The following is an 11,089-nucleotide window of genomic DNA, read 5'->3' on the forward strand; positions in this document are numbered from 1 at the left end:
CCGAAACGCCGGGTAAGTTTAGACAAGATTCCTTTAAATAATCTAATTATAGATAAAATTTGTCTAAACGTCAATGGGGTAAATTTAATTCGTGTATAATATTTTTTACCAACGGCGGAAAACCCCGGGAAATAGGGGCATAGTCGTTATAAAATTTTTTTCGCGCTTGGGAAAATTTTCCAGTGAGGGAAAATTTTTTGCGGGCGCAGATGCCGCGGAAATGTCTGCGGCAGGGATCATGGGTAGGAGTGAGGCATAGTTGAATCGTTTGAAGGAGCTTCGGGTGGATAGGGATTTGACACAGAGCCAGGTTGCGGCGGCAATCGGAATCACCCAGCGCAAGTACAGTTACATCGAAACGGGGATCCAGCAGGCCACCGAGGCGATTTTGAAAAACCTGGCGGAGTATTACGGCGTCAGCGTGGATTATCTTCTCAAGCTGACCGACGATCCCGCGCCATATCCCAAAAAAAAGAGGCGCATCTGAGAGATGGCACTCCGTTTTCCCAAAAGCCGAAGCGGGGAAAATGAAGTTCATTCGAGCGGGCCTCTGGGAAGTCAGAAATGCTGTGCGCGATCAGTGATCCTGGGGGGAGGCGGCGTGCAGCCCTTGTTGTTCAGCGAAGGTTCTTTGAAAGCCATCGGGGGAATCCGGGCGGCGCAGCCGGGGGAAATGGCGTCTAGAGCAAAAAGTTTCGATGCCCGGGCAGGAAGCCCGTTATAACCGCGGCATGTCCCTCATCATGTTAAAGAACGGCGAAGTCCTGCTGCATGGAGCGAGGGGGTCTGCCTGATTGCGGTGGGTGAAAGACGAGCCTCCTGCCCGGACATCGAAAGAGTGCTGTGGCACTGCAAATTTTACAATTGATTCATAAAGGTTCAAATTTAAACTTTTAGGGCTTAAATATAATTCTATTATAATCAATTTTAGGCTTTTGTCAATCCTTTTTTATAAATTTTACAAAATAGTTTGCTTGAGAACAGGCATTCTAAATGGTATACTCTAACAAAGTGGGTGATGAAATGTCTTTTAGCTACAAGCCTTTGTGGAAGATGCTCATTGACCTGGATATGTCCAAAAAAGAATTTGCTGATGCTGTGGACATTTCGATGAGCACTATTAAGAGAATGGCCAAAAACGAATACGTCTCGCTGAAAATCATCGACGAGATTTGCGATAAGTTGGAATGTACGCCAGAGGATGTCATCTACTACATTCCCAATAAAAAAGAAGAAAAATAAACCGGTGGGGAATAAAATCTCTGCCGGTTTGCTGTTTTTGGGGACTGGAAGAAATGGCCCCCTAAAAAGAGGTGTAAAAAAACACGAGAACCGCCTTCCTTTAATGGGAAAGCGGTTCTTGTGCCCTAATCTCCTTCATTCTCCAGCTATCGAGAGCAGCAGGCAACACGCCCGCTGAGATCTGTATGAACTCAACCATCGCCGCGGGTGTCATGGCCGCTTCGATGATTATTATATTTTAGCACAAAAGTCCATAAAAAGCAAGACTTTGTGAATTTTTTTGGAATAATTTTCGGATTGCGGAGTAAATCGGGCGGGATCCACAGGCCTATCAGGGATTCGGCGGCATTTTTTTGTTTTTCCGGCGGGAACGACATACTTCTTGTCCGGCGAGAACGAAAAGCCTCAAATGAACGCGGCGGGTGGGTCCTGTCAATGCCCTCGGCGGACGACGGAGAAGAAATAGATGGAGGCTGCGCCCTTTGGCAGCGGCCAGATGCGGAAAGAATAAAAATTTACCGTTGACAAATAATGTTAGTTGTGGTAAACTTACATTTGGAAAGAAGTTAGTGCAACCTAACTTTTCTTTCCGGCCAATATGCTGTTCTGGTCCGACGGACAGGACTGGCGGGGAGCTTTACCGTTTCCCGTCAGGGGCAAATAAGGCAGATACGCCGCCGCTCTCCTGGCGGCAAACAAACGAACCGGTTTCCCGGCGTCCGCCGTCTCAAGGGGGCGGCGGCCCATGAAACCGAAACTTGGCCGGGCACTGCTCATGGGCGGCGCCACAGGATTTCATGGGATGTGCGGCCTGCAAAGCCGGACATGGGCGAAGGTTATCCGAAGAGCAGGCCTAAATTTTTGCTGATACTTCATTAATATATCCATCCTTATTGATTGGGAAGGCCGCCTGTACTGTTCAGTACGGGCGGTTTTCCTTTTGGCTAGCTCCCACCTTGCCGCCCTGTCTTCAGGGGGCTTTTCCGCGCCTCATTGGGCGATTGGGGAAGCCGCTGGGCGGCGATTTGCCAGGCGGGGAAAATCGTTGCCTTTTGGGACGGGATATGATAGAATGTGAATGAAATATGTGTTCGTTCAAAGATAAATTTGAGCCGCAGAGAGGATCGTTCCTTCAGCATTTTCGCCTGAGGGGCGCGGCTCTGTTTATGGCGGGAGGCGGGCAGCTGGAAATCCGGGCCGGGCCGGCGCTTCCAGTGGAAGGAAAATACGACGAATAAGCGGCTGCCCCGCGGCCAGAGCTGAAACGGCGGCAGGCGTTTAAGGAGGGAAAGCTATGCTCAATGGAAAAAATGTGATTGCGCTGAGAATGCGGCGGCAGTATATGGGGGAAAAGGCTTCGGAGGAAGAATATGAGACTCTGTTTCGGGATTTGTCTCCGGTTCCCACCGTATATTGGTGCTGTCCTGGGGAGCCGCCGGTACTCAGTGAGCGCGCTTCCTTTGACGACCGGCTTTTCAACACCCGGCGCCGGGCGAGGCGGGAGATCCTGAAGGGGCGGTTCCAGGGGGGAACCATCGGCTATGTGGACCGGCAGGATTTGTCCCTCTACGGGAGCATTTACCGCAAAGCGCCCAAGGCCTTCACCCAGGTGCAGGAGGAGCTGCTGGCGCTCCTCAGGCGGGAGGGGCCCATGAACATCGGGCTGATGAAGGAACTGACTGGGCTGCTGGTGAAGGAGATCACCCCGGCGCTGCACAAATTGCAGGAGGCGTTTCTCGTCTTTGAGGATCAGGCGGACAACGAGTGGGACCGGGCTTGGTACCTGATGGAGGGGGAGTTCCCGGAGCTGAACCTGGCCCTCAACAGGGGGGAGGCCATCGAGGCGGCGGTGCTGCGGTTTGCCTATCGTATCGTGGCGTTTGACCTGCCCATGGCGAAATCTTTTTTCCGCCTGCCGGTAAGGGATCTGAAGGCCGCTTTGGACGGACTGCTGGCACAGGGAGCGCTTGTATCCTGCCCGGTGGATGGGGAAGGGGTCCGGCTGCTGCTCCGGGAGGATGTAGCACTGCTGGAAAGTGAGGCGTTTTCCATCGAGCCGTCGGCGCTGGCTCTCCACCGGAACGATTTTCTGGTCAAGGCTATGGAGCAGGCCCTCAAAGAGCGGTTCGACCGGCCGGATTGGGAGGTGCTCCAATATTTGCTCATCGACGGCAGTTTTCAGGGGGCGGTTTACGGCAAGTTCAAAAACGGCCCGTTCTTAGTGGAGGATGTTTGGGCCGAAGAGTCGGTGAGACATCGGAAAGAGGAACTGCTGAGAGCGGCGAAGGAGGCCAATCCGGCACCGGAAAGCCTTCCGAAACGGTACTGCGGGGAAGAGCTGAAGGAGGGATGACGGATGGAAATCCAGATGAGGGACAGGGGCCGTTATATGGACGGAGAAACCCCGCGAAATGTGATGCTTTCGGTGTATCCTTCGGGGGGAGAAGAGAAGGTGAGCGGTTTCGGCATGGTGCGTGAGCCGGGACTTGCCAGCTGGAAGTATTTTACCTACCCACTTTCCGCGCTCCGGGGCATAAAAATCCAGCGAAACCATGCCATCTGGCTGTGTTTGGATTTTCTAGACGAGGGCCGGACGGAAACAGTCTGCCTGCCGGGGTTGTCCAATGTGAGCGAGGTGGAGAGGATTCTTCGGCAATACCTGGCGGAGAAGGAAGGGGCCTCTGCCGCTGGAGAAGCGCCCGCTCCGGCGCAGGGGGCTGACGCGGGAAAAGAGCCGTCTGCTCCCGCGGCTGCTGGACCAGAAAGGCACCGGAAGGACAGTGATCCCACCGGAACTGCGTCCTATTTCGTCACCGAGGCGGTCAAAGAGGCTATCGGGCTTTACCGGTATCCGGCCTACGCCCTGCACCGGGACGGGGAATCGGTGGCGGCCCTGTATCGGGACAGCGGCGGGAGCCTCTGTTTTCTTGGGGCGGACGGGACTTATAAAAAGGAAGACCGGCGAGTCATCGAGGCGCGGCATATCCACTACTTCGGTCCTGCGGGGCAGGCGGAGGGAAGCAAGGAGGCCGCCGCCAGAATTCCGGTGGATCTGAGCTGGATCCCTCACCCGGAGGCCTATTTTCTCTACTGGGAGGAGATGGGGCGGCGGGCCGCCGCCGGCGAAAAGCTCAGTGGAATCCTGCTCCACTATTTCGACCCCAAGGAGAGCCGGTGCGGCGATTTGCTGCTGCCGGAAGGAGTGCTGAGCTTTCTGCGGGAGCATTACCCTGAAAAAGATTACGGGCGGCAGTCCGCCGCCAAGAGGGAGACTATAGAAGGGAAGAAAGCGGCGGCCTCGGCGGATGAAGCCGCGGCAGAGAACAAAAATCCCGGTACAGGGCCGATTGAGCAAGCGGGTTCCGGAAAAGAAGAGGTTAAAGCGGCAGTTTCGAAGGCCGTGGAAACTTCTGTCAGCAGGGCGGGGTCCGCACAGGGAGCGAAGGCTGATTCGGGTGCGAAAACAGCTTCTCAGGTGGGTTCAGGTGGGGGTTTCGGCACGGATTTCCGGCAGAGAGCAGATGCGGTTTCGGAGAAAGGAGCTGGGCAAGGTTTCCGGACTTCGAATGCGGATTCCCGGCAGACGCCGAGCGCCCTTTCCGGCGCGGGGAAGAGTTCTTTGACTGCGGGCGAAGTGTCGGGCCGAGGGCTGGGCGCTTCGTCCAAAGATTCCGCCCGGACGATGAATTTTGCCAGGATGGGAAAGGAAGCGTCTAAACCGTCAGCTGCCCCGGCGGCCCGGACGGCGGCTCCGGTTTATGAGAAGCCGTCCTACGCAAAAGCCTCGGAGGCGTTTGAGAAGGAATTTCCGGGGTGGGAACCGGTTTCCCGGGAAAAAGGGGGTTTTGTTTCGGCAGGAGCTGTCGAAGGACAGCCGGATTCCGCCCCATTTGAAGAAGCGGGTCCCGTTCCAGAAAGGCCGACTGTTTCAGTGCAGAAGGCAAGCCATGAGACAAACGAAGCCTCCGGGACTTTGAAATCGGCAGGATCCCGGCAGGGGATTGCGGCTGAAGAGAGAAAAAGTCCCCTCGGCGCAGAGATAGGGCAGCAGGATGCTTCTGCTGCGGCTGATGGGCCAGCATTTGGGGACGCTGTTGGAAGCGGAGGGGGCTGCCCCTTGGCCCACGGGCTCCACGACCCGAATCCCGGCGGCAAACTGACGGTGTCCCAATACTGGGATCTGGCAAAGGAGCTGAAAAAGCTCTGGGACGACGGGTTCATCGACGAGGCGGAGTACCGTCGAGTGAAGCGGGGCCTGCTGGATCGGACATGACGGAAAAACGGGGTTTATAGATATGAAAGAAGTGAGGAAAAAACGGGCGGATTTCCTGCCGGTACTGTGTGACGGCGACTTGGACGCCGCCAGCGCGAGGATTAGAGAAATGCTAGGCAGATAAGGCGCGTCCTCACAGGAAAGAGGCGTTTTTTCAACCGGGACTGGGAGCCGCTGATGTTAGGTTTGCCGCGGTCCCGCCGGCCTTTGATAAGGCGCCGCCGAGAAAAAACAAGCGTGTTCCTCCGCAGGGAGGGACGCGCTTATTATTTGCCTCAAAAAGCAAAATATGGGAAAAGCGGCGTGCCGTTAGCGAAGAATCCGAGCCGGGTTTCGCTGAGTCGTTTCTTCTAAAAAGGTGCCTAATTACGGGCAGCTTTTTTAAACGGCAGGAACGCTGTGTAAAGAGATGGCGGCGTTTGAGCGACATTTTAGTGAGTAAAACTCAAAATAAAATAAATTCAATAAGAAAAATTAATTATAGTATGAATTCATTTAGGTTTTATACGAAGACAAGATAAACGTATTGAAGTAAAAATAGAACAGGAATATAATAATATTGACAATAATGTTGGAGATGTTGTCAAAAATATGAAGGCAATTTACGAAAGATTTTATGAAAATCATACGTGATGAAATTGCCGAAGGAGGTAACAGAATGAGATGGAGGAAAATTGCCACTACGTCGCTGTGCAGTGCAGTTGCGATAGCAATTACACTGAGCAGCGGGTTAGTGGATGCCGTGGGCGGTCTAGCAAAAGTGGGCGCCAGCGGTGAAGTAAACTGGGCTCTGGGAAAACCCTATACGTCCAGTGTGCCGGAAAATTATTATCACAGTAATAACGATCCGAATTTGACGAAGTTTACAGACGGTGTGTACGGAACCAGCTGGGATGTGAATACAGTTGGATTCTATGCCAAGCCGCCTGTGGAAGGCCCTCAAGAGTTTGTTATGACCCTGGGTGAGCAGGACTATCCCATTACCAAAGTGGTAGTCAGCGGTTTCGCATATCAGGGCGCAGGCATCGGTTCCTGTGACGTTCAGGTGGAATATCAGACAGCGAAAATGCTGGGAACTGACCAATGGACCAGCGCCACCAATCTGCCCGCTTCCGGCGCAGACGGTGCATATGATCTGAGTGCAGATATCGACATCGGCGCGGCAAAGGTCCGTTTTTCGGTATCGGGTACCAACACTTGGACCTTCCTGGATGAAATAGAACTCTGGGGACCGAATCCCGATTATTTGGCAGAACCTCCGGTGATCACCGGTAACTTGAACCGTGAAATGCTCATCCCGGCCGGCAAGGGCAAAGCCCTGTCCGTTGAGGCAGAGAGCATGGACGGCGGCAATTTGACCTACGTATGGTTTAAAGACGGCGTACGTTTGGAAGGGGAGGATGCGTCCTCTCTGACTATCGCTGATGCTTCTCAGGCAGACGCAGGCAGTTATTATGTCAAGGTTTACAACAACAAGGGTGAATATCATGAGAGCGCAACATCTATGACCTGTGATGTGTTCGTCAAAGATGTTTCCGAGCAGAACCTGCTCTATGATATTCCCTTTACCACCTCGATGACCTATGGCAATCCCAGTTCTTTTGCAGGGAACTATGCGGACAACGGCCCCGGATACCCTTCCGAGACGCTGCTCACCGATGGCCTCCGTCAAGGGAACGGCTCTGCCAGCGGAGTTCGGGCGGGCCGCTACTACAATGGCTATAACGACATTCCCTATGCGGATTTTGTTTTCGACTTGGGAAGTGTCAAGTCCTTTGAGCAGCTGAATCTGAGCACACTTTCCGGTTCCAGCAATGTTCTGCCTCCCAGCAGACTGCGGGTACATATTTCTGACACCGGAAACGGCGACGACTGGAAATTGGCCTTTGACGGCAATCTCACCAGCCAGGCGTCCCAAAAAGAGTATGTCTTTGCCACCCAAAACGGCATGAAAATCTCTGCTCAGTATATTAAGGTAGACGTTTATTTTGCCGATAACGGCAATTGGATCGCTCTGGATGAAATCGAGCTGTGGGAAGAGGCCACCGGCCAGACTCCCGACGGGGTCCTGGGCAGCACCGGCGGAGGCGGAAACGTCGACAACCTGGTCTCTTATGGCAAAACCTATACCAGCAGCAAGACTTCCACTCAAGATCCCAACAAAACTGCTTTGACTGACGGCATTTTGGGCAGCTTGCTGGGCACTGGCTGGAACAGCTATCCTTCTTCCAGCGGAAATCTGGAATTTGTCGTCGATTTGAACGACGGTGTCTCATTCCAGCAGGTGGAACTGCATTTCCTCAAAGATAACGGTTTGCAGGCCGTTTGGCCGGAATGGGCGCAGGTGGAATATTCCGCTGATAAGAGCAGCTGGACTACCCTGTCCCGGCAGAATTTGGACCAGCCTATGGAAACTCCTATTTACATTTTCCAGGCGCTTTCCAAAAACAGCATCAACGCCAGATATGTAAAAGTGACCATTCCCAATACCCAGAATGTGTATCTGGACGAAATCCAGGTTCTCAAGGATCGCACAGTCATTGATTCCGATGTGGAAGAGGAAGAAATTGATCCCAACAATATCGCCTACGGATGCAGCTACACATCCGCTTGGCCTGCCAGCACCAGCTATCCTGACAAGGGCGGCTTGCTGACCAATGGGCACCGCGGCGGTTTGTCTTACGGCGGACCTCAGTGGTTCGCGTACCTTTCCTGGGACGGCGACGATTTGGGTATCGATGATTTTTATATCACCCTTGATCTGGGCTCGGTCAAGAACTTTGAACAGGTCAAATTCGGCACCTTGACTCAAAAAGTGACTGGTATCTCCTCTGCCACTCATGTGAAGGTGGAGTATTCTAAAAACAATCAGGACTGGACGGTTCTGGCGGACGAAGACACCAACTTCAGCAGGGAAGACGGCGTTTATCGCTTTGTCGCGACTGCTGACGCACCGATTTCCGCACAGTATGTCCGCGTCCATGTTCCGGTAGACGGCTGGCTGTTTGTGGATGAATTGGAAGTATTGGCAGTAGCCGATCCCAATGAAGACGCAAACGTCAATCCTGACAACGGCAAAGAATTCAACCTGATCCGCGGCAACAGTTACTCTATCTCCAGAGATCAGGACATCGGAGAGGTTCCCGGAATGCTTACCGACGGCCGGTATGGTTCTACATACACCTCTTTTGACCCCAACTGGATGGGATTTAAACGCGGTTCCCAAAACCATGTGGAGATGGAATTTAATCTCTATGGTTCCAATACGGTTTCGGAGATCATCTTCAGCTCCAGATACGATCCTGAGCACAAACTGACCCTTCCGCAGAACCTGACCATCTCGGTGCAGACAGGGCAGGGGACCTGGATTGAAGTCAAAAAGTTTGGAAATACCCTTCCAGCTTCCGCTGACAATGTGAAGCTGACATGGGACAGCGACGTCGACCGGGTTCAGCTGGTTGAGGCGGGCGCAACAAAGCTATACACTGGCAATATCCGCATTGAATTCGATATTCCGGAAGGCAGCGATGCTGTATATGTAGACGAAATTAAGGTGATGGGCAAACTGGGCAAATGCTCTGACGCTGCGGAACCCGTGGTGAAAGACGACACCGGCGCATATAACCTGGCGCTCTATGCTCCGTATGTCGAGTATCCTGAAAACGCTCCCAACTCGCTGCAGTATCACGACTTTACCGGTAAAAAGCTCACCGATGGTAAGTTCGGCAGCACATCCTTCAGTGATTCTGCCTGGGTTGGAAGCCATCAGACCGGTAATGGTTCGACAGATTCGAGAGGTTCCCATGCCATCAAGACCCGTGTGGTCGATCTGGGGGCCATCAATACCATTAAATCAATTTATATCAACAGCTACACCCCTAACGACAGCGGCGTGAACACCCCTTACAGCATCACCACTTATGTTTCGGTGGATGGAGAAAAATGGGTTCCCGTTTCCCGTCAGTCTGTCGGAAATAAAAATGCTAAAAGTGGCATCCATCCTTTCGGATGGCATCTTTCCAACAATACTTCCGGCATTCCGATTATTGACCTGATTGACGATGATATGATCGCTGGCCGCTATGTCCGCATAGACATCCAGCAAAACGCCTGGTCCTTTGTCGACGAAATCGTTGTCAACGGTTACGCTGGACAGCTGGATGGCGTAAGACTGGCCGATTTCGGAACGGTTGTCGGTCTGGACAGCAAAAATTACGAGACTGTCGAACAGGCTGGCGGTGTGAGGGATATGCTCCTCTGCTATAACCAGTGGCAGGGAGAGTTTGGATGGAATTCGCCGCATTACACCGACGAAAAGCTGCGCTTCCTGCTCACCTATGTAAACGATGAGAACAAGGTTGTTGACACCATGTTCGATACCGTTTTGTTCCTGGCCCTGGGTTCCCGGTACGGCAACGAATTTATCACCGGAAATACCAATATTTTGGCAGGCGCCAAAGACTGGGAATGGTATTTGGATCAGCTATTCAGACAAGGCGGAGATGTTGAAGAGCTCAACAAGGCGGCCCACAACGCTTCCGTTGAACTGGGAGACCCCAATTACAAGGTGAATATGGTTATCATGTTCCCCACACCTTATATTTACCAGAAGATCAATACCGATAAACAGTTCGGTTCTCTGGATGGCAAAGAAATGGGTCAGTTTAAGACCTGGGAACAGTGTGCCTATGCCATCGACTGGTGGATCGACGAAGTTTTGGAGCGGCTGGAAACAGTTGACCACGATTACATCGACTTTAAAGGCTTCTATTGGCTGCATGAAGGCGCAGATTATGAAAAAGAAATGCTCTATTTCAACGAGCGTGTTCACCAAGAAGGCTATTACACCTACTGGATTCCTCACTGGGGTACTACAGAGGCCATGTTCGGCCATGACTACGGTTTTGACGGCGTTACCTATCAGCCCAACCATATGTTCACCAGCGCATACGTTAAAGGCAGCCTGGGAGAATTAACGGGCGCAGGCAACCCGCTGTTTGAGGAACACGCGAGACGCATTGGTTACGGCAATATCGGCGCTGAGATGGAACTTGACTCCCGCGTGCTGTACGAAGGTATCGCAGAATACAACAAATTCCTGGATTATCTCAATGCTGCCGCCACATACGGCTACGACGGACCCAATCACCATCGCGCGTGGTATTACGCCAACCCGATTCTGGAAGCGGCAAATTCCGGCGAACAGATTTTCCGTGATCTCTACACCAACTGCTATCAGATGATGAAGGGCACATATACTCCAAGAGAGTACATTACCGGGGGATATCCTAGTGATCCCCGTGTCGGCGAATTCGCAGGCGGCGCTGTTCCCGGTCTGCCCAGCTCCGGCGGTTCTATCGGCGGCGGCTCGTCGGGAGGCGGCTCTGGTTCCGGCGGAGGCGGAAGCGTTACCCCGAAACCCGATGATAAACCGGATCCCGAAACTCCTCCCACCGGCGATGACAAATACACCTGGGAAGAGACGGAAGACGGCTACAAGCTCAAAGACGCTGACGGCGAGTACGTTACCGGTTTCGTCAAGGTAGACGGCAAGACCTACTATCTGAATGAAGA

General features: G+C 52.9%; 8 protein-coding genes. All 8 read left to right on the forward strand.

Features of this window, described 5'->3' with window-relative positions; genetic code table 11:
• Positions 1-259 precede the first annotated feature (259 nt).
• Positions 260-487 carry a helix-turn-helix domain-containing protein gene (locus tag H8710_RS09615; RefSeq protein WP_249295299.1) on the forward strand — a complete coding sequence of 76 codons (228 nt, stop codon included), beginning with the start codon at positions 260-262 and terminating at the stop codon, positions 485-487.
• Positions 488-490: 3 nt separating this feature from the next.
• Positions 491-724, forward strand: coding sequence for a hypothetical protein (locus tag H8710_RS09620; protein ID WP_249295300.1), 234 nt, complete (start codon positions 491-493; stop codon positions 722-724).
• A gap of 269 nt (positions 725-993) precedes the next feature.
• The gene (locus H8710_RS09625) at positions 994-1,242 is read left to right on the forward strand and encodes a helix-turn-helix domain-containing protein (protein WP_249295301.1); all 249 of its coding nucleotides are present in this window, start codon (positions 994-996) and stop codon (positions 1,240-1,242) included.
• Between the two features lie 745 nt (positions 1,243-1,987).
• Positions 1,988-2,110: a hypothetical protein gene (locus H8710_RS13395; RefSeq protein ID WP_283242826.1), complete on the forward strand. Its 123-nt coding sequence runs from the start codon at positions 1,988-1,990 to the stop codon at positions 2,108-2,110.
• Positions 2,111-2,327: 217 nt separating this feature from the next.
• A complete protein-coding gene (locus tag H8710_RS09630) occupies positions 2,328-2,480 on the forward strand; it encodes a hypothetical protein (protein WP_249295302.1) in 153 nt (50 codons plus the stop codon).
• A 56-nt stretch (positions 2,481-2,536) separates the two neighbouring features.
• Positions 2,537-3,595 carry a hypothetical protein gene (locus tag H8710_RS09635; protein ID WP_249295303.1) on the forward strand — a complete coding sequence of 353 codons (1,059 nt, stop codon included), beginning with the start codon at positions 2,537-2,539 and terminating at the stop codon, positions 3,593-3,595.
• A 3-nt stretch (positions 3,596-3,598) separates the two neighbouring features.
• Positions 3,599-5,515, forward strand: a complete 1,917-nt coding sequence (locus H8710_RS09640) for a hypothetical protein (protein ID WP_249295304.1) — start codon at positions 3,599-3,601, stop codon at positions 5,513-5,515.
• Positions 5,516-6,173: 658 nt separating this feature from the next.
• Positions 6,174-11,089: DUF4855 domain-containing protein (locus H8710_RS09645; protein ID WP_249295305.1), on the forward strand; the 4,916-nt coding region annotated here is incomplete at its 3' end.

Source organism: Fumia xinanensis (assembly GCF_014384905.1).
Lineage (GTDB): Bacteria > Bacillota > Clostridia > Oscillospirales > Ruminococcaceae > Fumia > Fumia xinanensis.

Excerpts from the sequence above, each read along its gene's own strand:
- H8710_RS09620 (WP_249295300.1), top strand. The coding sequence starts at position 491 with ATGGCACTCCGTTTTCCCAAAAGCCGAAGCGGGGAAAATGAAGTTCAT.
- H8710_RS09625 (WP_249295301.1), top strand. The coding sequence starts at position 994 with ATGGTATACTCTAACAAAGTGGGTGATGAAATGTCTTTTAGCTACAAG.
- H8710_RS13395 (WP_283242826.1), top strand. The coding sequence starts at position 1,988 with ATGAAACCGAAACTTGGCCGGGCACTGCTCATGGGCGGCGCCACAGGA.
- H8710_RS09630 (WP_249295302.1), top strand. The coding sequence starts at position 2,328 with ATGTGTTCGTTCAAAGATAAATTTGAGCCGCAGAGAGGATCGTTCCTT.
- H8710_RS09635 (WP_249295303.1), top strand. The coding sequence starts at position 2,537 with ATGCTCAATGGAAAAAATGTGATTGCGCTGAGAATGCGGCGGCAGTAT.
- H8710_RS09640 (WP_249295304.1), top strand. The coding sequence starts at position 3,599 with ATGGAAATCCAGATGAGGGACAGGGGCCGTTATATGGACGGAGAAACC.